Raw genomic sequence first — 23,295 nt, forward strand, 5'->3', positions numbered from 1 at the left:
AGCATAGGCGCTGACATCAAAAAACAACGCCCCGCGTCTGGAGGAACGCGGGGCGCGGGTGTTGCGGCAGTCCGGGAGGAGGAGACTGCCGCCAGGCTTTCAAAGCCTCAGTTCACGGCCTTGGCGTCAACCACGTCTTTTTCGATGGCTTTAGCCGAGGTAATTTCGATCCGGCGCGGTTTCAGGGCCTCGGGCACTTCGCGCTTCAGGTCGATGTTCAGCATTCCGTTTTCATGGCTTGCGCCGGTGACACGGACATGATCGGCCAGAGCAAAGCGACGCTCGAACGCGCGGGTTGCGATGCCGCGATGCAGATAGCTGCGGCTCTTGTCCTCGGATGCCTTCTTACCGGCAACAACCAGCGAGTTTTCTTTCACTTCAACGGACAGGTCGCTTTCCGAAAAACCGGCAACGGCCACCGAGATACGGTAGGTGTCGACATCGGTTTTTTCGATGTTGTAAGGCGGATAGCTTGGCTGTGCCACATCATTGGTCAGAACGCGATCCATCATGTCGGCGATCTGGTCAAAGCCAATGGTGGCGCGGTGCAGCGGTGCAAAATCAAATGTACGCATGTGTCATATCCTCAGTCTTGAGCGATTCACGATCTGGCCCTCCGGCTGGACGGACCAATGTTGATAACGGACCCCGTTGTGGCGATCCGATATCAGTGACATGGGAAGCGATTTGACCGAGTTCAACCCCCGCCGGAGCTGATGAATTTCGCGCCAGACCCGGACGCACCGGACCCAGCCTGTAACCGGCGGATCTTAGCCGTTGGTTTTGGCGCATCGCGCCGCATGATGGACTTGAGCTCGGCCACGACCTCGTCAAGCTCCATGCCGAACCCCACCTTTCTGCGACCGTTCGTGCCAACCGCTGAAACCACGGACAAAACCTGCCAGCGCGATCCGTTTTTTGCCAGAATGGCGGATCCGGAAGACCCGAAAGTGACGTCGCAATCAAAAGTGATCAGGCCTTGCCTGCGATCCAAAACGCGGCACGACCTTTCCCGCGTGATCGCCTCGGATCGTCCGCGCCCATACGAGGCTATGCTGATCTCGTTTCCTGAAACTCGCCCGCTGTGCAACACGAAAGGATCGGCAATCGAATACGGGATGGGCTCATTCAACCGCATCAGGGCGACATCCATCCGAACGCCTTCGTGCGAAAGCGGGTTATTTGAAGCGTAGCCGGGCAAAACGGCAATCTGCGTGACCTGACGCTCGGCCAACGCGCTGCCGTTGCTCAGACCCGCACGAAACGTGATGTCTTCGGGCGCGTATGTTTCCCCGGTACGACGGTCCACAGCACAATGGGCAGCGGTCAGCACCATGTCCTGCGCGATCAGCGTACCTGTGCAATAGGACGCTTCGCGCACATCCAGCCGCCCGATTGCTTCCCAACCGTAAAGGTCGTCCCGGTCTGTCAGCTTGCGTTTGTTGGCTTGCGCATGGGATGCGGTCGCCAGAACACTCAGGCCCAAAAGCAGGCTTATGAAGACCTTGGTCATGGTCGGACAAACCTTGCACCGACGTTCTTGCCCGTCCCCGAACCGGAGGTCGACAATCCAAATCCGTGCCCGGCAGACAGCTCGTCGCGCAGCAGTTGCAGCGAATGTTCAACCGCAGTGCCGATCGCAACGCTCTGGCCATCCATGCTGGCCTTTGCCGCCACAACCGACACGATTTGAGGGCGCGCGCCTGTAAAGGAAAAAACCGGTGCCCCTGAAGATCCGAAATCGACGTCGCAGGACATGATCATAACGCCTGCCTGCCGGTTCATGACCGAACAAACCTGTTGCAACGAAGGTGCTTCCGACCGGTCATGCGCATATGACACCACACCCACCTCCGCACCCCGGCGGGGCTGATCTCCTGATTCAAACGGAATGACCGATGTGTTGCGGATCGGCTGCCAAAGCTCGATCAGGGCGACATCCGCGCCGACACGGTCCGTCGACGACTCGGCACTGAATTGATAATCCGGGTGAATTACAGCTTGTCTTGCCGTTCGATAAGCCAGAGCGCGGCCCAGCCGCCACCCAGCCAGAAATTCGATATCGGACGGGTTCACCCGCTGCCCGGACACCTTGTCGAACAGGCAGTGCGCAGCTGTCAGCACAAGGGTCGGCGACACAAGCGTTCCGGTGCAAAACCCTTTTCCGGCAATATCCAGACGCCCGACAGCCATCCATTCGCGCCCGGAATCCGAGGTCTCCAGGCTTTCCAGCCTGGTGTCCTGTGCTGTAGCCGCCATCGGCAAAGCACAAAGCACAATCGCCTTAATCCATTTGCGCACTCGGATCTCCGGGGACTCACTCTGAAGCTTTTGTCCTACGTGTCACGTTGGGCAAAAATAGGGCGATCGGACCCCAGGTGAATTTCCTGAGGAAATGATGCGGGGCGGCATCAGAGTGGCTTATCGCAAAATAGGAACAGAATCTCCTGCCCGTTGCAAGGCGGGTGGCTTTGGCCCCCCTGTCGCCCAATCCAGCAGCTCGACCGTATGAACGACTGGAACTTGGGTGCCGGACCCGATCTGTATCATGCAGCCGATATTGCCTGCGGCGATGATGTCGGGTTTCTTGACCTCCAGTGTCTTTATTTTACGCTGCTTCAACTGACCCGAGATTTCCGGCTGCATGAGGTTGTAAGTCCCTGCACTACCGCAGCACAAATGGCTGTCGGCGGGCTCGACCACTTTGAACCCGGCACGTTTCAGCAGGTCTTTGGGATAGGTCTTGATCTTCTGCCCATGTTGCAGTGAACAGGCTGCGTGATACGCAACAGTAAGGTCCTGATCACGCCCTTCGGGCAAATTCAGTTGCATAACCAGCTCACTGATATCCATCGCAATACCCGAGACCCGCGCAGCATCATCCGAGAGCGTGTCGTTCCGGAACATATGCCCGTAATCCTTGACCGTCGTCCCACAGCCCGAGGTATTGATCACGATGGCGTCCAATCCGTCGCCGTCCATCTCGCGAATCCAGGCCCTGATATTGGCGATTGCGGCTGCATGGCTGTCTTTCACCTTGCCCATGTGATGGGTCAGTGCTCCACAACATCCAGCACCCTCAGCCACCACAACCTCACATCCAAGCCGGGTCAGCAGACGGATCGTGGCGTCATTAATGTCGGTATTCAGCGCTTTCTGCGCGCATCCCGTCATCAGGGCCACCCGCTTTTTCCGCTCGCCTTCGGGCGCAAAGTTTTGTGGATCATCGTTGCGGCTGACCGGTGGAATGTTCATTGGCGCCATGTCCAGCATGGCACGCAACCGGGCATCTGGCATCAAGAACCGGAACGGGCGACCCAGTTTAGCCCCGATCAAGGCCCAGCGAAAGCGCATCGGATAGGGCAGGATCCGCGCCAGAACCCAACGCAAAATGCGATCCGTCAAAGGGCGCTTGTAATTCGCCTCGATATATTCACGCGCGTGATCGACCAGATGCATGTAGTGCACACCTGATGGGCAAGTGGTCATGCAAGCCAGGCAGGACAGGCACCGGTCGATATGTTTGACCGTCTTTTCATCGGGCTGCCGCTCGTTTTCGAGCATATCCTTGATCAGATAGATGCGCCCGCGCGGGCTGTCCAACTCGTCGCCAAGAACCTGATAGGTCGGACATGTTGCCGTGCAGAATCCACAATGGACGCAATTTCGCAGAATTTCGTTCGCGCGTTTAGTTGCCGGGTCTTGCAACTGCCGTTCTGTGAATGATGTCTGCATAAACCTATCCCATCAGCCCCGGATTAAACAAACCACGTGGGTCAAACTTCGCGCGCAATCCCTTTGTCAGGGTCGAGACGGCCGCGTTCTCCGGTTGAAAGCGCCCCAGTCGCGCGACCGTTTTTGCATCCGCTCGCACAAGTGTCGCGTGGCCGGAAAACACTCCAAGCCGCACGCGCAGATCCGTACCTTTCGGGACGCGCAGCCAGACAAGCCCGCCGCCCCAGTCAAAAAGCAACTGATCCGCTTCAGCACGCGCTGAAACTTCGGCCGCATCTCCGGGTTTAACTGAAAGCCGCCAGACATCCCCGTCCTGCCCCTGAAACGGATGAGCATCGCGGATACCAGCCCAAAGCGTGTCTGCATCCGCTTCCTCTGAAATCTCACCAAACCGGGACAGTTCAGCCGTCAACCTGCCTGTACGATATGCGACCGCATCCGTGAAGCCTTCGACCCTAAGCAGGGCTTTCCCGGCGTCGGGATCATACGCAGCCCCGGTTATCTCGAACGGCGATCTCAGTGCAGCGGACAACACCCGAACCGCAGTTCCAGCATCCCGAACCGCAACAGATAATGTTGCCGCCCGTTCCGGTTTGGGCAGCACCTTCAGCGAGACCTCGGTCAAAACCCCTAAAGTACCCCAGGACCCGCCCATCAATTTGACCAGATCGTACCCGGTGACGTTCTTCATCACGCGGCCACCGTTCTTGATCACCTGCCCGCGCCCATCGACATAGCGCACCCCCAGCAGAAAATCCCGGCAGGCCCCGGCCTGAATCCGTCGCGGGCCCGAAATATTGGCCGCGACGACACCGCCAATGGTCGGTTCACCCTGTGTTCCCAGCAAACCGCGATGGTCCATCGGCTCAAATGCGAGGTGCTGGCCCTCTGCTTCCAGCGCCGCCGTGATCTCGGCCAAAGGCGTCCCTGCCCGTGCAACAAGGGTCAGCGCCCCGGGTTCATATAGCGTGATACCGCGCAAAGCTCCGGTTTCGATTTCTGCATGCGGACCGAAAATTCCACGCGTCCCGCCTCCGACAATGCGTACAGGGTTTTCCAACCCGGCCACCAGCTTTGCCAGATCGGCCTCAGTCTCAGGTCTCATTGGCTTCATCTTTTCCAAAATACTCCGGGGGCAAGGGGGCAGCGCCCCCTTATTCTGCAGCCATACGCCGCGGCTCCGACACGTCGAGCGGAAACACTTTGGCCGCGTTCAGCAGCCATTTAGGATCGAAAACGTCCTTAACCGCCATCTGCGCCTCAAGGTCGGCAGGTGAATATTGATGAGACATCAGATCCCGCTTTTCGATCCCCACACCATGTTCCCCAGTCAGACAGCCACCCTCGTCAACACACAGCTTCAGAATCTCTGCCCCAAAAGCTTCGCATTTTTCCAGATCGCCGGGTTTGTTGGCATCGAACAAGATCAGCGGATGCATATTTCCGTCGCCCGCGTGGAACACATTTCCGACCGGCAACCCAAACTCCTCACTCAGCTCTCCGATGCGACGCAGAACGGTTGGTAGGGCTGACACCGGGATCGTGCCATCCAGACACATATAATCGTTCAATTGTCCCATGGCACCGAATGCAGATTTCCGACCCAACCAGATCTTAGCGCTTTCCTCAGCCGACTGGCTTTCGCGCAATTCAACCGGGTCATGGCGTTTTGCTATCTCGATGATTTTCGAAAGCTGAAAATCTATTTCAGCGTCAGACCCCTCCACTTCGACGATCAGCAGCGCGTTGCAATCGGGATACCCGGCATGGGCAAAGTTTTCGCAGGCCCTGATGCACAATGTATCCATGAACTCGATCGCGACCGGCAATATGCCCGATTGGATGATGTCCGAGACACACTGCCCCGCAACCTCATTGTCATTAAAACCCATCAGGACCGGTCGTGCGCCCTCGGGCTTGCGAAGAATACGCAGCGTGGCCTCGGTCACCACACCCAGTTGACCTTCGGACCCACAGATGACGCCCAACAGATCCAGACCTGGTGCATCCAGATGCGCACCACCGATTTCGACAACGCTGCCGTCCATCATGACCATGGTCACGCCCAACAGGTTGTTTGTTGTCACCCCATATTTGAGGCAATGCGCACCGCCCGAGTTCATCGCGATATTGCCAGCAATGGCACAGGCCAGCTGCGAAGACGGATCAGGGGCGTAGAAGAAATCCTCCTCTTCGACCGCGCCGGTAACGCTCAGATTGGTGCGACCCGTCTGTACTCTGATGAAGCGGTTGTCGTAGTCGATTTCCAACACCTCATTCATCCGTGCGACGCCCAGAATGACGCAATCCGCCGTGGGCAAGGCTCCACCGGCCAATGAAGTGCCCGCGCCGCGCGGCACCACAGGCACGTTTTCGTCATGACAAATGCGCAGAACGTCCGAAACCTGCTGTGTGCTTGACGGCAGCACGGCCAGCATCGGCGGGCATTTATAGGCTGTCAAAGCGTCACACTCGTAAGCGCGGGTTTCGGCGGGGTCATGGATGATCGCATCTTCGGGCAGAACCCGCGACAGCCGCGCAACAAGCGCAGATTTCCGGCTCAGAACATCCGGGCTTGGCTTTGGCATCTCCATGGCATCACTCCTTTTGGTAAAATAATATTACCAATTTCTTACTATGGCAAGTTCCCATGCCCGGCCTTACTGTCGCGGCCATGACCTGGATCGAACGCGCCGCTCTTTTTGCCCCTTTGGACTATGCATCACTGCTTCTGCTGCTGGGTGCGTGGCTGTGGATCGGGTGGAAAATCGAACATCCGTCGCCGCAGAGACAATCCGTAGCCCTCATGATGGACGATTACCGGCGCGACTGGATGCGCGAGATGGTGACCCGCCAACCGCGCATGTTCGACGCGCAAGTCGTGGCGGCCATGCGGCAGGGCAGTACATTTTTCGCGTCGACCACGATGATTGCCATCGGGGGCGGGCTGGCCCTGCTGGGCAACACTGAAAGACTGGCAGGCGTCGCAATCGACCTTGCCATCGGCAGTGTTCCGGCAATGGTCTGGGAGATCAAGATCCTTTTCGTCGTATTGCTGCTGGCCAACGCATTTCTGAAATATGTGTGGGCGCACCGCCTTTTCGGGTATTGCGCCGTGTTGATGGCTGCAGTTCCCAATGACCCCGAAGACCCGCAAACCTATCCCCGCGCCGGTCAGGCGGCCGAGATCTGTGTCACCGCAGCGCGCAGCTTCAACCGAGGCCTGCGCGCCACCTATTTTGCATTGGCATCGCTGGCGTGGTTTCTTGGACCTGTCGCGCTCATTTTGGGCACAGCGGTCACGTTTGGCGTCTTGTATCGGCGCGAGTTCGCCTCACATTCCCGGGAAATACTGATGGCCCGAGCCGCCAGCACGGATACGTGATACCGATGCGCTACCTCACTGGCTACACTGGTGCGATGCGATACTTTATTCTCTGTGCCTTAATGGCCAGCCCTGCCCTTGCCGACCCGCCAACAATCGAGCAGGTCCGCACTAGTGCGAACGGCGATACATGGCGGTTCGATGTAACGATCCGGCATTCCGATACGGGTTGGGATCATTACGCCGACGGCTGGCGTGTTCAGGATATGGATGGAAACGAATTGGGAATGCGCGTGCTGGTCCATCCACACGAAACCGAACAACCCTTTACCCGCTCTTTGGGTGGGGTGGTCATTCCAAAAGGCCAGAACCAGGTGCAAATTCAGGCACGGTGCATCGTCGATGGATGGAATGGAGGCACCACGGTTGTCAAACTGGATTGACCCTCAGAAAATACCTATGGCCAGACCCGCACCCAAAGCGGCTCCTGTCTCGCGGCATTGATCCAGCTGGTCTTGCGGGATTGTCTTTTCGGCCAATATGGCCTCGGGCGATTGCGCATGGGTGCAAATGATCAGCGGAGGCTGAACAGCTTTCAATCGCCAACCGGTGGCTATCCGTGCGATCTGACGGGCGGCGTTTTCGCCATCTGATCCTGCGCAAATCATCTGCACATAGGGTCGGCCTTCTAGTCTTCCCAGCACCGGGTAGTAGCAGCGGTCGAAGAATTCCTTCATCAGACCCGAAATTGCCGCCAGATTTTCTGGCGCGCAAAAGATGTAGCCATCGGCAGCCAGCAGATCTTCCGGCCCGGCTTGATTGGCTGGAATAAGCTTTGTGTCAGCCTCACCTCGCGCTGCTTCGGCCGCCGCTTCGGCCATCTGCCGGGCACCGCCTGTGCGAGAGTGATAAACGATCAGAAGCTGCGCCATGTCAGACCCGGTGGTAGGGGCCACCTGACAGAATGGTCGCGGCCCGGTAAAGTTGCTCGGCCAGCATCACACGGACCAGCATATGGGGCCAGACCATCGACCCGAATGAAATGGAAAAATCCGCCTCGGCCCGCAGAACTGGGTCGATTCCATCCGCGCCACCGATAACAAATGCCAGGTCCTGCCGGCCCGCGTCGCGCCAATCACCCAGCTTCTTCGCGAAATCGGGCGAGGACATGACCCGCCCCCGTTCATCCAGCGTGCACAACACTGCCCCTTTGGGTAGGGCCTTGCGCAGCAGCGCGGCCTCGGCTGCCATGCCTGCGTTTTTCTTGTCTTCAACCTCGATCACCTGCGCAGGCCCAAGGCCCAGCGCACGGCCGGTCCGGTCAAATCGTGTCTGGTAATCGTCAAGCAGTGTCTTCTCGGGTCCGGCGCGCAATCGCCCGACCGCAACTATGCTGATACGCATATCTCTCTCGCCTCCGGCCTGTTAATGCAGGCCGGGATGGCGCCTCAGTTCGCCGAGGCGCTGCCGCCCTGAGGCAGCCACATCTTTTCCAGCTGATAGAATTCACGCACTTCGGGGCGGAAGATATGGACGATGACGTCGCCCGTATCGATCAGCACCCAGTCGCCGGTGTCCTTGCCTTCGACCTTCGAGGTGAAACCGAATTCCTGCTTGATGCGATCCGTCAGCTTTTCCGCCATGGCCGAAACCTGACGGGTCGACCGACCCGAGGCAATCACCATGTGATCCGCAACCGATGATTTGCCCTGCAGGTTGATCTGCACGACGTCTTCGGCCTTGTCATCGGAAAGTGAGGAAAGGATTCGTTCAAGCAGCTTGTCGCTGATTGACTGAGAGTGGGCCATTATGTTGACCCCATCATCGGCGGGCAAACCCGCCTGTGTATGTAGAGACAGGACATAGTCCTCCTTTGCTGCGCGCCGTGAAACCCCGGCGCCGGGGTACTAATAAGGTAGCAAGGGGAATGCAACATTTCAATGAATGCACGCTGCAGGGCGTACACAGACGCTTACTCTGTGATGATCTGTTGCGCAGTTGCGCCGTCCGACAACAGCCGGACTTCGCGCTGCGGGAAGGGGATCGAGATACCTTCTTCCTTAAATGCGTCCCAGAGCGCCAGATAGACGTTGCCCCGGATATTGGTCAGCCCCTTTGTCGGGTCGCTGATCCAGAACCTCAGCACATAGTCCACGCTGCTGTCACCAAATCCGGTGATGTGGCAAACCGGTTCATGTTTGCCGCCGCTCAGGACCCGGGCAACCGCCTTCACCGCCCTGATTGCCGTCGCGCGCACTTTATGCGGATCGTCGTCATAGCTGGTACCAAAATCCAGATCCAACCTTACGAACCGGTCGGAATGAGACCAGTTCACCACCTGGTTGGTAATCAGATCTTCGTTTGGGATAAGGTATTCGCGCCCGTCCCGTGTTACGACCGACACGTATCGCGCGCCCAGCGCATTGATCCAACCGAACGTGTCCCCCAACGAGATTACGTCGCCCGGCTTGATCGAGCGGTCCATCAGGATGATGATCCCCGATATCAAGTTCGACACCACTTTTTGCAAACCGAACCCGATACCCACGCCGATGGCGCCAGACAAAAGCGCGATGCCGGTCAGGTCGAACCCCAACGTTCGGATCGCAGCCATAAAGACCGCCCCGTAAAGCAGAACCTGTACGCCTTTTGACAATAGCACCTGCATGGACGGGGTTATGTCGTCATTGCTTTGCAATGCGCGTTCGGCCGCGCGCGTGCCGATACGGGCCAGTGTCAGCAGGATACCAATCAGCAATGTGGCTTTGAGAATACCAAGGGCCGAAATATGCAGATCCCCGATGGAAATCGCCACTCCGTCAAGAAAACCCGCGACGTCATCCGTCAGATTCAGTGCGACTAGCGTTGCGTAGATCCACATTGCCCACTTGAAAATCCGGCGAAGCGTGCGGTTTTGGACCAGCCTCGCGACCAGTGCTATTGCCAGCCATGCCGCCGCCAGCGTAGCTATCACCCCGATGATATAGCTGCGCGACGGCCAGGTGAGCTGCTGCATGATCAGATACAATGCCCACGAAAGCAGGATGAAATAGACCAGCGCCAACCGCCGCATCAACTGTACCAGAACCCGGAGCCGCCATTTCGGCCATCCCGTGCGTGAACGGGCCCAGGCATCCCATCTAGACTGGGTCAGGAATTTCATCAGCAAAGCCAGCGCCCACAGCAACAGGATGATGAGCAGTTGATATTGTCGCCAGCCCGGCGTGACGATCAGATCAAGCAGCTTTGCAAATTGCGCGGAAAAAGCCGCAACCATGTTGTTATAGAGGTCAGTCAGCGTACTTGGGATCAGGTCTTGGTTCATGCACGTCTCCTGCGGGCCAGCTTGAACAGCAATGCGGGGTGATGCAAGCCTGACACCGGTTTTGAACCTTGATTGCCGGAAGGGCGCGGTATATCTGAACCGCATGAGACTCAATGTGGCCCAACTTCAGAATCTGGAAGATCGCGCGCGCTTGCGTGAACGGTTCTTTGGCGCTGCCCGCACGGTTCTGGCGCGCCTATCCGTCGCCTGAGCCAACTCGCCAGCTATTTCTCATTACATACGGGAGAGGACCAATGTCCCCCAAGACACTCTATGACAAGATCTGGGATGCCCATGTCGCGCACGAAGCCGATGATGGAACCTGCCTGCTTTATATCGACCGCCATCTGGTGCACGAAGTCACCAGCCCGCAGGCTTTTGAAGGGCTGCGCATGGCAGGCCGCAAGGTGCGCGCGCCGGAAAAGACCATCGCCGTACCGGACCACAACGTGCCGACCACGCCGGACCGCGTGAACGGGATCGAAAACCCGGAATCGCGCATTCAGGTCGAAGCGCTGGACAAGAACGCCAAGGATTTCGGCATTCACTACTACCCGGTGAATGACGTGCGCCAGGGCATTGTCCACATCGTTGGCCCGGAACAGGGTTGGACCCTGCCGGGTATGACCGTTGTCTGCGGCGACAGCCACACAGCGACCCATGGTGCATTCGGCGCGCTGGCTCACGGTATCGGTACGTCTGAGGTTGAGCATGTTCTGGCAACGCAAACGCTGATCCAGAAGAAGTCCAAGAACATGAAGGTGGAAATCACCGGTAAATTGCAACCGGGCGTGACCGCTAAGGACATCACTCTGGCCGTAATCGGTGAGACCGGCACCGCTGGCGGTACCGGCTATGTCATCGAGTATTGCGGTGAAGCAATCCGTGATCTGTCGATGGAAGGTCGCATGACCGTCTGCAACATGGCAATCGAAGGCGGTGCTCGTGCCGGTCTGATCGCGCCGGATGAAACAACGTTCGACTACGTTAAAGGCCGCCCGCACGCGCCGAAGGGCGCGCAATGGGAAGCGGCTCTGACTTGGTGGAAAACGCTCTTTACTGATGAAGGCGCGCATTTCGACAAGGTCATCACCTTGCGCGGCGAGGACATCGCGCCGGTCGTGACCTGGGGCACCAGCCCCGAGGACGTTCTGCCGATCACCGCGACCGTCCCGAACCCCGAAGATTTCGAAGGCGGCAAAGTCGACGCGGCCCGCCGCTCCATTGAATACATGGGGCTGAAGGTCGGTCAGAAGCTGAGCGAAGTTGAGATCGACACCGTCTTTATCGGCTCGTGCACCAACGGCCGGATCGAGGACCTGCGTGCTGCCGCCGAGATTCTGAAGGGCAAAAAGATCAAGGACGGCATACGCGCCATGGTCGTTCCGGGCTCCGGTCTGGTCCGCGCGCAGGCCGAAGAAGAAGGTCTGGCGGATATCTTCAAAGAAGCCGGTTTCGAATGGCGTCTGGCAGGATGTTCGATGTGTCTGGCAATGAATCCCGACCAGTTGCAACCGGGTGAACGCTGCGCCGCGACTTCGAACCGCAACTTCGAAGGCCGTCAAGGCCGGGGCGGGCGTACCCACCTGCTAAGCCCGGCAATGGCCGCCGCAGCGGCAATCACAGGACGGCTGACAGACGTCCGTGAAATGATGTAAGCTGCCCTCATAACTGGATATTTGAGGGATTGAAGACATGAGTGACTGGACAAAATGGCTATTGCTAGGACTTCTGTCCATCCTGTTCGGCATCTTTGTGCTGGGCGCACCGGTCGTGGCATCAATTACCGTGACGGTGGTCACAGGTGTATTGCTGCTGATTTCTGGCGCATTGCAGGTTGTTGGCGGCTTCACAGTCGAAGGGACCGGCAACAAGATACTGTCATTTATCATGGGTGTCGTGATGCTGTTTCTGGGCTGGTCCTTTCTGGATCACCCACTGCAAGGAACGCTGACGCTGGCAACCGTCTGCCTGATCCTGTTCATGGCTGGCGGCATTGCCCGAGTGATCCTATCGTTCCAGATGCGCGGAACACAGTATTTCTGGGCGACGCTGGTCTCGGGCATCATGTCAATTGTTCTGGCGATCCTGATCTGGCGCTTTGCCGCGATGGATCCTTCTGTGCTGCTGCAATTGCTGGGCATCCTGCTGGGGATCGAAATGATCTTTAACGGGCTCGGCCTTGTCTTCATGGCGTTCTTCGTCAAGGACGCTCCAAAAGAAACGAAACAAGCTTAACGCGGGGCCTGGGCGCGGCCCTCTCCCGCAGGAGTGTGAACATGGATAAGTTTGAAAAAGTCCACGGGGTGGCCGCCCCAATGCCGCTGATCAATATCGACACCGATATGATCATCCCGAAAGTGCACCTGAAAACCATCAAACGGTCCGGCCTGGGCATCGTTCTGTTCGACGAGATGCGCTATCACGATGACGGTCAGGAGAATGAAGAATTCGTCCTGAACAAGCCCGCCTATCGCGAGGCCGAGATTCTGGTTGCAGGCGACAACTTCGGCTGTGGGTCCTCGCGCGAACACGCGCCCTGGGCGATCAAGGATTTCGGCATCAAGGTCGTGATCTCGACCAGTTTTGCCGACATCTTCTTCAACAACTGTTTCAAGAACGGCATTCTGCCGATCGTTGTCGGGGCAGAACACCACGCGATCCTGATGGATGATGCGCATAAAGGCGAAAACGCCCGCATGACCGTACATCTGGAAGATCAGCAGATCACCACATCGGACGGCGTCGTGATCGATTTCGAAATCGATCCTCACCGCAAGCACTGCCTGCTGAATGGTCTAGACGATATCGGGCTGACGATGGAAAAAGATCATCACATCGACAAGTTCGAGGATCACGCCAGTCAGGCCCGTCCCTGGGTGTGATTCTGGGGGCGAATCTGTGGATACTCAACCTGACGGGGTCGCCAAGGCGGCCCCGCTCGCATTCTTGGGGTTGATTTTTTGAAAACCACAACATGTGGGTATCAATTTGAGATACACGTCGGATTTGCGTCGAAAATGATGCAATACCGCACCAGTTGCGCCATCTTTTTGCCCGAAATCACGTGTTTTCTGCACCTCGGCTTGAGCAAAATGCCGCTTATCGTTCATGTTGACGCTAAAGAGGCATCCGTCAACGTCAGACGAAGCGACGGGCACAAGTTGGAAACAAGTCGACAAAGATCGGCTGATCCGGTTTGAAAAAGGGTTCGGATAGTGATTGCGCGCACAACAGGGGCGGCTATACGCGGTATACTTGTTGCACTTATGGTGCTGACACCTGCGTTGTACCTGCCTGTCTCATCTACGAACGGGACCGAGATACTGGTCTTTCTCGCGATCCTCGCGTTTATCCTGACCTTTGCCGAATACAATTCCGCATTTCCCAGCTTTATCGAATTCCGTGACGCGCCCCCGGTCAATCGCCTTCGGTTTGTCGGCCTGATGTCGATGGTCACCTTTCTGACGCTGATCTGCAAAAACGCCTTTGAACCAACGCAGCTGACCACATTCTCTTATTCGGTTGGCCTGGCTGTCGCAAATGTGGTGGACTTCCCCTATTCTCCGGTGCGCCTCATCGTGCTGATGTTACCCCCGGATGCCAGCCACGCCTTGATCGAATTGGTCCGCATCACGGCCAGCGTGGCTTATGTTGCGGCTTTGGCCACGATTGTCAGCTTTGCCTATGCGGTCAGGGTTCGGGGATGGCCAACCGGCAATGGTGCCTTCAATGTGTGGACAAACTTGCCGCTGTTTGACCCGACCAAAGGGGGTGATGTCGTTATGCGCCTTCAAAGGGATGGCCGCCTGAACATCTGTATCGGCATTCTGCTGCCATTCCTCATTCCGGCGATCATCAAGTTGATGAGCAGTGTGATCGCCCCGATCTCCCTCGGGAATCCACAGACCTTGATCTGGACCATGAGCGCATGGGCCTTCCTGCCCGCCAGCATGATCATGCGCGGCATGGCGACCCTCAGGATCGCGGGCTTGATCATGGAAAAACGCCGCGCCTATTCGACCAGCGAGTCAACACAGACCGCATGATCCGCATCTTGTGTCTGCTATGGCTGCCCTTTGCGGCACAGGCAGAAGTCGTGCGCATTGCCACCTATAATACCGAGCTTAGCAGAAATGGTCCCGGTTTGTTGCTTCGCGACATTCAACGCGATGACGCGCAAGTTCTGGCCGTTGTCGACGTTATTGCGTCTGCGCGCCCTGACATAATCGCCCTTCAGGGTATCGATTGGGACCTGAACAATACCGCTGTAATCGCCCTGATTGGGAAACTGCGCAACGCGGGGCTTGATTATGGATATTACCTTGCCACACAACCCAATGCCGGCCTGGAAACCTCGCTTGATCTGGACGGTGATGGCAAGACCCAAGGCCCCGGCGACGCGCAAGGCTGGGGGCAGTTCACCGGTCAGGGTGGGTTGGCGGTGTTGTCGCGATACGAAATTATCACCGCCGAGGTTCAGGATTATTCCGAGCTGTTGTGGCGGAGTTTACCGGGCGCCACCTTGCCTAGAGTAAACGGGCAACCCTTCCCGTCTGACGCGGCACATCAGATACAACGCCTGTCTTCGACCGCACACTGGGTTGTACCGATCGAAACCCCTTATGGGCGGCTCAACTTGATGACCCTTCATGCGACGCCACCCGTTTTCGATGGGCCCGAGGATCGAAATGGCTTGCGCAATCAGGATGAGATCCGGCTCTGGTCCGTTTTACTGAACGGTGAACTGGGGCCAGTCCCCGAAAGTCCCTTTTTGATCGCCGGCGATGCCAACCTTGACCCAACGCGTGGGGAGGGCCGTAAACAGGCCATTCAGTCCCTTCTGGCCCATCCGCGTTTGCAAGACCCGCTGCCGAAAGACCCGTCAGGCTCGACCTCAACGGTCGCTTGGAAGGCCACGGGTGAAATGCGCGTGGATTATGTGTTGCCGTCCGCCGACCTGCGCATTTCGGACGCCGGTGTTACGTGGCCGAAAGAAGGCAGTAAGCTATACGAATCTGCCCTGCGCGCCAGCAGGCACCGATTGGTCTGGGTTGACGTCACCCTGCCCTAAGGCGTGACCGTCTCTCCGTTCGCATAGGGCAAAGCCACTTGGCTGGGTGAGATCGCAGAACGCAATGCATCATCCAGATCTGTCTGATACACAGAACCCAGCAACTCGGTCAGGTACGATCCGTCCAACTGGTGCGACACCTGCCACAGATACCGCATTTCAATCAGGTGTGAGGACATGCGCCAGAATGGTCGCGCCAGCTGCAATGGCCACCATTGCATAGGCTTCACGAATATGTCCCTTCCAGTCACTCTCGACAAAGACTGCGCGATCTCAGTTCCGGTCAGAGTATAGCCAGCGAAAGGAACATCGCAGAACCGCGGCAAATCCTTTCGGATTTCACACAGCGCGACGGCAGCTTGGGCCAGATCAGGCAGATAGGCCCAGGCGTGCAAAGCTTCTGGATCTCCGGGATACACGAATTGATTGCGCGACAGATGCTTGATCATGACCTGATCGAACCAGTTTCCAGATGCCTCGGTGTCAATGAAATCACCCGCACGCAGAAGGATCGTTCTGACGGTTGAAGCGCGATACGCCTCCTCCATCTCGATCCGGATACGGCCAAGCGGATTGGTGGCCAAGTGCGGTGTAAGGCCGGACCATGGGCCTTGCGTGTCCGGTCCAAAAACGTAGACGTTTCCGGGAACCAGTACGGTGGCTCCGGTCTCGGACGCGGCGTCTATCACACGTCTGGTCAGGTCGGGCATTTCACGCGACCAATCAGGATAGAGCGGGTTCCACCCGTTTACGATGACATCCACCCCTTTTGCCGCCTGGGAAAGAGAACCGGACCCGCGACGGAATGTCTGCACGGCCCAGCCTGCATTCCGAAACGCCTTTGCAGCATTGCGCCCAAACCGGCCCGATGCGCCGAGTATCAGTGCAGTTTGTGTCATTGATGCCTCCTGTTTCAGACCAATCTATCCATTCAATGCACGTATTGAATTGCCGAGAAATGCAGAATGTGTATTCAATTTTGAATGGACAAAGCACTGACACATGCGGATTGGTCTCTGATCCAGAGCTTTCTGGCCGTGGCCGAAACGGGGTCCCTGTCCGCCGCTGCACGGCACCTTGATCGCAGCCAGCCCACATTGGGACGACAAGTACAAAGCCTTGAGACCGAACTGGGCGTATCCTTGTTCGACCGGCACGCGCGCGGCCTGAAACTGAGCGTGGCAGGGTCCCAGCTTTTGCCGATGGCGCAGCAAATGCACAGCGCCATGACTGCATTCAGCCTTGCCGCCGCAGGGCAGTCGCAGCAACTTGAAGGCTCGGTCCGCATCACCGCTTCGGTCTTCGCGTCGCATCACCTGCTGCCACCGATTCTGGCGTATATCCGAAGGCAGGAACCCGCCATTCAACTTGAGCTGGTCGCCACAGACACCACGGAAAACCTGTTATACCGCGAGGCGGATATTGCCGTTCGCATGTATCGCCCGGCGCAGATGGATATCATTTCGCGATATCTGGGGGAGGTGCCGCTATGCTTTTGCGCGGCCAAGTCCTATCTCGACCGTAGGGGACGCCCCAAGACACCCGAAGAACTTTTTTCCCACGACCTAGTGGGGTTTGACGCCAATCAGGAAATCATCAAGGCAATGCGAGAAAAAGGGTGGCCCGCAAGCCGCAACAGTTTTGCGACCCGCTGCGATCTGCAAAGCGCCTATTGGGAACTGATCCGCGCGGGATGCGGCATTGGCTTCAGCCAGGTCCAGATGGCCGAAGCCGACCCGGATGTCGAAATCTTGCCGCTGGATGTTGAAATCCCGGTTCTGCCCGTGTGGTTGGCTGCGCCGCAGGCCATGCGCCAGACCCCGCGTATCCGCAGGGTCTGGGATTTGTTGGCAGAAGGGCTCAAAGCCTCTCTTTGAGCGTCAAAGTGGGCCGGTATAAGTTCCACGCGCGGGATAGTTGTTGCCCAAAGTGAACTTCAGACCACCCGCGATATCCGACATCGACGGGCGACCGAAAGGCGTGGTCTGTCGCCAAGCATAGTACAGCGTCCGGTCAGGTGCGATGTAGAAATGTCCAGGCTCTGCGAACAGGTCTGGTTCGGCACTGCCTTCGCGCTTGGTCGAGATGTTCAGCCCCCAACCCTCCCGCGCCTCAGACAGGGGCAGGCTGTGGCCTACGCGTAAGCGGGAAACATTGGCTTTTGCGGCGGTTTCAGCGGCACGTTCGGCGGTATCGGTGGTGATCATGATAACCTCGACACCCAGCGCCGCGAAATCGTCCAGCGCCGCCTCGGCCTCGGTCATCTGTCTGATGCAGATCGGGCAATGCAATCCGCGATATTGAATCACCAGCGTTCCGTTTTCGCCCTTGTTGGTCTCAAGGTCGAAACTGCCATGGGCGACGGTTTCAATTTTCAGTGCAGGAACCGGATTTCCAGGTGTCAGCATGTATTTTCCTTGTGTTTTGACAGGTCTGTCTCATTGACCCGATGCTGCGCAGACGCTAGGGCCTGTGCAACAAAACGCAAGGAGACCCTTCATGCCCAACCCCTCGCTCCTCATCCTGCCCGGAGACGGAATTGGCCCAGAAGTTATGGCCGAAGTGCGCAGAATCATCAATTGGTTCGGTGCCAATCGTGGTCTTCAATTTGACGTGAGCGAGGATCTGGTGGGCGGTGCCGCTTATGACGCCCACGGCAAGCCTCTCTCCGATGAGACCATGGCAAAGGCGCAAGAGGTTGACGCGGTTTTGCTGGGCGCTGTCGGCGGTCCGAAATACGACGATCTGGATTTCAGCCTGAAGCCCGAGCGTGGCCTGCTGCGCCTGCGCAAGGAAATGGACCTGTATTCGAACCTGCGCCCCGCGCAGTGTTTTGACGCGCTTGCCGATTTCTCGTCGCTAAAGAAAGACATCGTTGCCGGTCTCGACATCATGATCGTCCGCGAACTGACGTCGGGCGTCTATTTCGGTGAGCCGCGCGGCATCTTCGAGGAAGGCAACGAACGCGTCGGCATCAACACCCAGCGTTACACCGAATCCGAGATCGAACGTGCCGCGCGCTCGGCTTTTGAACTGGCAATGCGCCGCAACAAAAAGCTGTGCTCGATGGAAAAAGCCAACGTGATGGAATCGGGCATCCTGTGGCGCGAAGTCGTCACCCGCGTCGCAGCGGACTACCCCGAAGTTGAGCTGAGCCATATGTACGCCGACAACGGCGCGATGCAGCTTGTGCGCGCTCCGAAACAGTTTGATGTGATCCTGACCGACAACCTGTTCGGTGACATCCTGTCCGACTGCGCCGCGATGCTGACCGGGTCGCTGGGCATGTTGCCTTCGGCCTCTCTTGGCGCGCCGATGGCCAATGGTCGACCCAAGGCAATGTATGAACCCGTCCACGGCTCGGCCCCGGACATCGCGGGTCAGGGCAAAGCCAACCCGATCGCCTGTATCCTGAGCTTTGCCATGGCCCTGCGCTACAGCTTTGATCAGGGCGAAGAAGCGGATCGTCTGGAGGCCGCGATCGAGAAAGTACTGGCCGATGGTGTACGCACCGGCGACCTGCTCGCAGATGAGGGCGTTCAGCCCGTATCAACCACTGAAATGGGCGACGCGATCCTTGCGGCCTTGGATGCCAGCGTCTGAAACACGCAATCAGCGAAATGGCAAAAAGGCGGTGCCCAGTGCACCGCCTTTTTTTCCATCAAAGAAGGCTCTAGTTTCCGCCAAAAATATTCTTCAGCAGATTGTTGATGTCCTCGGCAAAACCTCCGCGCTTTCGACGCGGCTGTGGCTGTGCGACCTGAACCGGCGGTGCTGGTGCCATCATCGGCAAGGGTGTCGGTGTCATCCCTTCGGTGACACGCAGCATGGTTTCTCTCCAGATTTCCGCGGGCAAACCGCCGCCGGTCACACCAGACAGGGGCGTGTTGTCGTCATAGCCCATCCAAACACCGGTTACATAGTCCGCAGTAAACCCGATGAACCACGCATCCCGCGCCGCTTGGGTCGTGCCTGTTTTGCCCGCGACCTGCCAGCCAGGCAACTTTGCCCGTCCACCTGTGCCTTCGGACACTACACGTTCCATCATCCATGTCAGCTGCTTGGCGGCCGCGTCGTTGATCACCCGTTCACCGATACCGGTTGTCGTGACCATGACAGGTGCTTCATCACCCAGCAGCTTCAGCTCGGTCAGGCCATAAGGTTCGACGGCAGAGCCACCGTTCAGAATACCTGCATAAGCCCCCGTCATCTCAATCAGCGTGCTTTCCGACGCGCCCAGCGCCAGGGCAGGCCCTTGCGCCAGATCGCTGGCAATCCCAAAACCACTGGCCACCGTGCGGACGTTATCCAAGCCAGATATCTCAGCAACTTTCACCGCCGGAATGTTCAGCGAGTTCTTCAACGCATCCGCCAGTGACACCCGCCCGTAGTACTTGTTGGTGTAGTTCTTGGGGCACCATTGTCCGGACCCGGGAATGTCCACGCAGTAAGGTTCATCCATCACCGTATCCAGCGGGGAATAGCCGAGTTCCAGCGCGGTGGCATAGACAAAAGGTTTGAAGGACGAACCGGTTTGGCGCTTGGCGATGGTGGCCCTGTTGAACACCCCGGCAACCCGTGTTTCTCGGCCGCCGACCATGGCTCTTACCGCTCCGTCCGCGGACATGACCACGATGGCCGCCTGCGCCTTGGAGCCTTCGCGCACCTTTTCCTGAAAGATGAATTGCAAAGCCTCTTCCGCCGATCGCTGAACCCGCTGATCCAAAGTCGTCTGGATTACAACATCTTCGGTCGTGTTGTCGCCAAAATAACTGGGAAGTTCCGAAACAACCCAATCTGCGAAATAACCGCCCGCTCGGGCAGCTGCCGCTTCAGACAGTTGCGCTGGTCGCGTACGCGCTTCGCTGGCCTGTGCGGCGGTCAGATATCCCTGATCCTCCATCAGACCGATCACCAGCCGCGCCCGATCCTGAGACCGTTGCAGGTTGTTGGTCGGTGCATAGCGTGTAGGCGCAACCAGCAGACCAGCCAGCATCGCGGCCTCTGCGGGCGAAACCTCGGCGGCGGATTTTCCAAAGTAGCGCTGGCTTGCGGCTTCGAACCCACGCGCGCCTGCGCCAAGAAAGGCACGGTTCAGGTAGATCGTCAGAACCTCGTCCTTGGAGTATTTCACCTCCATTGCCAGCGCATAGACGGCTTCCTTGGCCTTGCGCCACAAGGAGCCCTGACGGCAGTCGGCCTCATACGCGGCCTCGGAATCCCAATCGCTGGGATCATAGGGAACGCCCAGACACAGGAGTTTCGCGGTCTGTTGCGTGATTGTCGATCCGCCATGCCCCGACAAAGGCCCGCGGCCTTCGCTCAGGTTGATGCTGACCGCGCTGGCGACGCCACGCGGGCTGACCCCGAAATGCCGGTAAAATCGCTTGTCTTCGGTTGCGACAACCGCGTTTTTCAGATGCGGAGACACGGTATCGGCCGTGATCACCCCACCAAACTGATCGCCACGCCAGGCAAAGACCTTGCCATCACGATCCAGCAAGGTCACGGAACCCCGCGCGCGCCCATCCAGCAAGGCATCGACATCCGGCAACGTGGTGTAGACGATACCCACCGCCAGCGCGAGCAGCATGGCCGAAATCGCACCTACACGCCAGGTCAAGCCCCAGATCAGCCGCCAGATCCACCGGAACAAACGGCGAAAGATACCACCGCCTTTGCCCCCTGATGACTTACGGGTTATCCTGCGCGTGGTTTTGCGCGTGGTCGGTTTGCGCACCGTCGATTTCTTGCCCGCCGTGCTTTTGGTCGCAGCCAGTTTTCGGCCCTTCGAAGGGTACCGTTTATCCGCGACCAATGTCGGCTTGCGGCGCTTGGACTCAGTCATGCTCAAACTCTGCCCGGTTATACTTTTTGGTCACCATACCTCGACAACCGCAGTATGTAGAGGTCCGATTTTCCGGAATTTCCCCTCTCTATAGTGCTCAATTATTAGTCGCAACGGCTGCGTTGTGCAAAAATTGTGCAACTTTGCATTATTTTCCGACAGGTTTTGGCCCCGAAAGCGTTTCTTACTGCGTCGCGGCGCGCTTTTTTTCTGCAGGTGCAAACAAGCCGGTCCCACCGGACAACCAGAGGGGAAAGACGTGAAACTGATCATTGCGACAATCAAGCCGTTCAAGCTGGAGGAGGTGCGCGAAGCTCTGACCGAGGCTGGCGTGCGCGGCATGATGGTAACCGAGATCAAGGGCTTCGGCTCGCAGTCCGGTCACACCGAAATCTATCGTGGGGCCGAATATGCGGTGAACTTCGTGCCCAAGATCAAGCTTGAGATCGTGGTGCCTGCGACAATGGCCGACCAGATCGTCGAGACGATCACCAAAACCGCCAAGACCGGCAAGATCGGTGACGGCAAGATTTTTGTCCTCGATGTCGAACAGGCGCTGCGTGTGCGTACCGGGGAAACCAACGAGGACGCGCTGTAAGCGCGCCCATTCACAATCATTCGAGGACTGACAATGAACCTGATGAAATCTCTCATCCCTGCCGCCGCCATTGTTGCGCTGCCGCAGATGGGTCTTGCGCAAGAGGCCGCCGCAACCGGCGAAGCGGCACAGCACACCCAGTATATCTTTACCACGCTGCTGTTTCTGATGGCGGGCTTTCTTGTTTTCTTCATGGCCGCAGGTTTTGCCATGCTGGAAGGCGGTCTGGTACGATCCAAGAACGTTGCCATGCAGATGATCAAGAACGTGGCATTGTTTTCATTTGCCGCAATCATGTACTGGCTGATCGGGTTCAATCTGATGTATCCCGGCGACGGCTGGTCCATCACGGGCTGGCTTGGCCCGTTCTTCTCGACCACAACGCTTGATGCGGTTGGTGTTGCGCCGGCGGATGCGGCACTGGACTATGCTTCGGTCGGTTCGGACTTCTTCTTCCAGCTTGTGTTCGTGGCCGCGACTGCGTCTATCGTGTCGGGCGCCGTGGCGGAACGGATCAAGCTTTGGCCCTTCCTGGCCTTCGTCATCGTGCTGACAGGCATCATGTACCCGATTTCCGGTTCGTGGAAATGGGGTGGCGGCTGGCTGGATGCCAAGGGCTTCTCGGACTTTGCCGGTTCGACCATCGTACACTCGGTCGGTGGCTGGGCTGCGCTTGCAGGGGCCCTTATCCTAGGCCCGCGGATCGGCAAGTACAAAGATGGCAAAGTTCACCCGATGCCCGGCTCCAACCTGGCGCTGGCAACCCTGGGGACGTTCATCCTGTGGCTGGGCTGGTTCGGGTTCAACGGCGGCTCGCAACTGGCGATGGGAACCGTGGGCGATGTATCGGACGTGTCACGCATCTTCGCCAACACCAACATGGCGGCTGCTTCGGGCTCGGTTGCAGCGCTGGTCCTGACCCAGGTTCTGTACAAGAAGCCCGACCTGACGATGGTGCTGAACGGCGCACTGGCGGGTCTGGTCTCGATCACGGCCGAACCGCTGGCCCCGACCCTGTTCGGTGCCCTGTGGATCGGTGCCGTGGGTGGTATCATCGTGGTCTTCGCGGTCCCGATGCTGGACAAGTTCAAGATCGATGATGTTGTCGGTGCCATCCCGGTTCACCTGTTCTGTGGCATCTGGGGTACCATCGCCGTCGTCTTCTACGGTGACGCGAGTCTGGGCGCGCAGCTACTGGGCATCGCCGCATACGGCGTTTTCACCTTTGTCGGCGCACTGTTCCTGTGGACGATACTGAAATCCACCGTCGGCATCCGTGTCAGCGAAGAGGATGAGATCAACGGCCTCGACATGGCTGAACTGGGAATGGAAGCATATCCCGAATTCTCGAAAGGCTAAGCCTTGCCTTCACCTGACAAAAAAACCCGGG

At 57.9% G+C, this 23,295-nt stretch carries 26 protein-coding genes; 12 read left to right on the forward strand and 14 right to left on the reverse strand.

The annotated features are described in order from the left end of the window. Positions 1-107: 107 nt before the first annotated feature. The 6 genes from ACR0JI_RS13410 to ACR0JI_RS13435 form a co-directional block, all read right to left on the reverse strand. Positions 108-575, reverse strand: a complete 468-nt coding sequence (locus tag ACR0JI_RS13410) for an Hsp20 family protein (protein ID WP_209599221.1) — start codon at positions 573-575, stop codon at positions 108-110. A gap of 122 nt (positions 576-697) precedes the next feature. Then, positions 698-1,513 (reverse strand): trypsin-like serine peptidase, encoded by an 816-nt coding sequence (locus tag ACR0JI_RS13415; RefSeq protein ID WP_480494517.1) that lies wholly within the window; start codon positions 1,511-1,513, stop codon positions 698-700. Further along, a complete protein-coding gene (locus ACR0JI_RS13420; protein WP_480494515.1) occupies positions 1,510-2,301 on the reverse strand; it encodes a trypsin-like serine peptidase in 792 nt (263 codons plus the stop codon). The genes ACR0JI_RS13415 and ACR0JI_RS13420 overlap by 4 nt, the downstream gene beginning before the upstream one ends. Positions 2,302-2,421: 120 nt before the next feature. Next, on the reverse strand, positions 2,422-3,735 hold the full coding sequence (gene glcF / locus ACR0JI_RS13425) for a glycolate oxidase subunit GlcF (protein WP_480474707.1): 1,314 nt from the start codon (positions 3,733-3,735) through the stop codon (positions 2,422-2,424). Between the two features lie 4 nt (positions 3,736-3,739). Further along, positions 3,740-4,840, reverse strand: a complete 1,101-nt coding sequence (gene glcE / locus ACR0JI_RS13430) for a glycolate oxidase subunit GlcE (protein WP_480474706.1) — start codon at positions 4,838-4,840, stop codon at positions 3,740-3,742. A gap of 49 nt (positions 4,841-4,889) precedes the next feature. Continuing rightward, complete coding sequence (locus ACR0JI_RS13435) at positions 4,890-6,329, reverse strand: FAD-linked oxidase C-terminal domain-containing protein (RefSeq protein ID WP_480494513.1); 1,440 nt, start codon at positions 6,327-6,329, stop codon at positions 4,890-4,892. Positions 6,330-6,409: 80 nt separating this feature from the next. On the opposite strand from ACR0JI_RS13435, the gene ACR0JI_RS13440 reads away from it, so the two are divergent. Beyond that, complete coding sequence (locus tag ACR0JI_RS13440) at positions 6,410-7,120, forward strand: DUF599 domain-containing protein (RefSeq protein WP_480476878.1); 711 nt, start codon at positions 6,410-6,412, stop codon at positions 7,118-7,120. A gap of 35 nt (positions 7,121-7,155) precedes the next feature. Continuing rightward, a complete protein-coding gene (locus ACR0JI_RS13445) occupies positions 7,156-7,503 on the forward strand; it encodes a hypothetical protein (protein WP_480476876.1) in 348 nt (115 codons plus the stop codon). A gap of 3 nt (positions 7,504-7,506) precedes the next feature. Here the strand turns inward: ACR0JI_RS13445 and ACR0JI_RS13450 are convergent, their stop codons facing one another. The 4 genes from ACR0JI_RS13450 to ACR0JI_RS13465 all read right to left on the reverse strand — a co-directional run bounded on the left by ACR0JI_RS13450 (position 7,507) and on the right by ACR0JI_RS13465 (position 10,385). Next, the gene (locus tag ACR0JI_RS13450) at positions 7,507-7,992 is read right to left on the reverse strand and encodes a flavodoxin family protein (protein ID WP_480474704.1); all 486 of its coding nucleotides are present in this window, start codon (positions 7,990-7,992) and stop codon (positions 7,507-7,509) included. A 1-nt stretch (position 7,993) separates the two neighbouring features. After that, positions 7,994-8,464 (reverse strand): 23S rRNA (pseudouridine(1915)-N(3))-methyltransferase RlmH, encoded by a 471-nt coding sequence (gene rlmH / locus ACR0JI_RS13455; RefSeq protein ID WP_480474703.1) that lies wholly within the window; start codon positions 8,462-8,464, stop codon positions 7,994-7,996. A 44-nt stretch (positions 8,465-8,508) separates the two neighbouring features. Then, on the reverse strand, positions 8,509-8,868 hold the full coding sequence (rsfS, locus tag ACR0JI_RS13460; RefSeq protein WP_209599225.1) for a ribosome silencing factor: 360 nt from the start codon (positions 8,866-8,868) through the stop codon (positions 8,509-8,511). Positions 8,869-9,032: 164 nt separating this feature from the next. Beyond that, positions 9,033-10,385, reverse strand: coding sequence for a mechanosensitive ion channel family protein (locus tag ACR0JI_RS13465; protein ID WP_480474701.1), 1,353 nt, complete (start codon positions 10,383-10,385; stop codon positions 9,033-9,035). Positions 10,386-10,500: 115 nt separating this feature from the next. Here ACR0JI_RS13465 and ACR0JI_RS13470 point away from each other — a divergent pair, with 115 nt between their 5' ends. Genes ACR0JI_RS13470 through leuD form a run of 4 tightly spaced genes read left to right on the forward strand, consistent with a single transcriptional unit; the run spans position 10,501 to position 13,270 of the window. Continuing rightward, the gene (locus ACR0JI_RS13470) at positions 10,501-10,596 is read left to right on the forward strand and encodes an isopropylmalate isomerase (RefSeq protein ID WP_245220657.1); all 96 of its coding nucleotides are present in this window, start codon (positions 10,501-10,503) and stop codon (positions 10,594-10,596) included. A 43-nt stretch (positions 10,597-10,639) separates the two neighbouring features. Continuing rightward, positions 10,640-12,043, forward strand: coding sequence for a 3-isopropylmalate dehydratase large subunit (gene leuC / locus ACR0JI_RS13475; protein ID WP_480494511.1), 1,404 nt, complete (start codon positions 10,640-10,642; stop codon positions 12,041-12,043). Positions 12,044-12,080: 37 nt separating this feature from the next. Beyond that, entirely contained in the window at positions 12,081-12,623 is a 543-nt protein-coding gene (locus ACR0JI_RS13480) for an HdeD family acid-resistance protein (RefSeq protein WP_480494509.1), read from the forward strand. Between the two features lie 41 nt (positions 12,624-12,664). Further along, entirely contained in the window at positions 12,665-13,270 is a 606-nt protein-coding gene (gene leuD / locus ACR0JI_RS13485) for a 3-isopropylmalate dehydratase small subunit (RefSeq protein WP_480474698.1), read from the forward strand. Between the two features lie 24 nt (positions 13,271-13,294). Here the strand turns inward: leuD and ACR0JI_RS13490 are convergent, their stop codons facing one another. Next, positions 13,295-13,498 (reverse strand): hypothetical protein, encoded by a 204-nt coding sequence (locus ACR0JI_RS13490; protein WP_480474697.1) that lies wholly within the window; start codon positions 13,496-13,498, stop codon positions 13,295-13,297. Between the two features lie 105 nt (positions 13,499-13,603). On the opposite strand from ACR0JI_RS13490, the gene ACR0JI_RS13495 reads away from it, so the two are divergent. Continuing rightward, the gene (locus ACR0JI_RS13495; protein WP_480494507.1) at positions 13,604-14,434 is read left to right on the forward strand and encodes a hypothetical protein; all 831 of its coding nucleotides are present in this window, start codon (positions 13,604-13,606) and stop codon (positions 14,432-14,434) included. Further along, positions 14,431-15,459, forward strand: a complete 1,029-nt coding sequence (locus ACR0JI_RS13500) for an endonuclease/exonuclease/phosphatase family protein (RefSeq protein WP_480494505.1) — start codon at positions 14,431-14,433, stop codon at positions 15,457-15,459. The genes ACR0JI_RS13495 and ACR0JI_RS13500 overlap by 4 nt, the downstream gene beginning before the upstream one ends. Here the strand turns inward: ACR0JI_RS13500 and ACR0JI_RS13505 are convergent. Continuing rightward, complete coding sequence (locus ACR0JI_RS13505; RefSeq protein ID WP_480494503.1) at positions 15,456-16,358, reverse strand: Rossmann-fold NAD(P)-binding domain-containing protein; 903 nt, start codon at positions 16,356-16,358, stop codon at positions 15,456-15,458. The genes ACR0JI_RS13500 and ACR0JI_RS13505 overlap by 4 nt on opposite strands. Positions 16,359-16,442: 84 nt before the next feature. Here ACR0JI_RS13505 and ACR0JI_RS13510 point away from each other — a divergent pair, with 84 nt between their 5' ends. Next, complete coding sequence (locus ACR0JI_RS13510) at positions 16,443-17,336, forward strand: LysR family transcriptional regulator (protein WP_480494501.1); 894 nt, start codon at positions 16,443-16,445, stop codon at positions 17,334-17,336. Positions 17,337-17,339: 3 nt separating this feature from the next. Here the strand turns inward: ACR0JI_RS13510 and ACR0JI_RS13515 are convergent, their stop codons facing one another. Then, positions 17,340-17,867, reverse strand: a complete 528-nt coding sequence (locus ACR0JI_RS13515) for a redoxin domain-containing protein (RefSeq protein ID WP_480494498.1) — start codon at positions 17,865-17,867, stop codon at positions 17,340-17,342. A gap of 91 nt (positions 17,868-17,958) precedes the next feature. Between ACR0JI_RS13515 and leuB the strand changes: the two genes are divergently transcribed. After that, positions 17,959-19,062, forward strand: a complete 1,104-nt coding sequence (gene leuB / locus ACR0JI_RS13520) for a 3-isopropylmalate dehydrogenase (RefSeq protein ID WP_480494496.1) — start codon at positions 17,959-17,961, stop codon at positions 19,060-19,062. 70 nt (positions 19,063-19,132) lie between these two features. Here leuB and ACR0JI_RS13525 read toward each other — a convergent pair whose 3' ends face one another. Further along, positions 19,133-21,307 (reverse strand): transglycosylase domain-containing protein, encoded by a 2,175-nt coding sequence (locus ACR0JI_RS13525; RefSeq protein ID WP_480494495.1) that lies wholly within the window; start codon positions 21,305-21,307, stop codon positions 19,133-19,135. Between the two features lie 259 nt (positions 21,308-21,566). Here ACR0JI_RS13525 and ACR0JI_RS13530 point away from each other — a divergent pair, with 259 nt between their 5' ends. Then, positions 21,567-21,905 carry a P-II family nitrogen regulator gene (locus ACR0JI_RS13530; protein WP_117871083.1) on the forward strand — a complete coding sequence of 113 codons (339 nt, stop codon included), beginning with the start codon at positions 21,567-21,569 and terminating at the stop codon, positions 21,903-21,905. Positions 21,906-21,938: 33 nt separating this feature from the next. Continuing rightward, complete coding sequence (locus ACR0JI_RS13535; protein ID WP_480494493.1) at positions 21,939-23,264, forward strand: ammonium transporter; 1,326 nt, start codon at positions 21,939-21,941, stop codon at positions 23,262-23,264. Positions 23,265-23,295 lie beyond the last annotated feature (31 nt).

It is taken from the genome of Ruegeria sp. N10 (genome assembly GCF_056531545.1).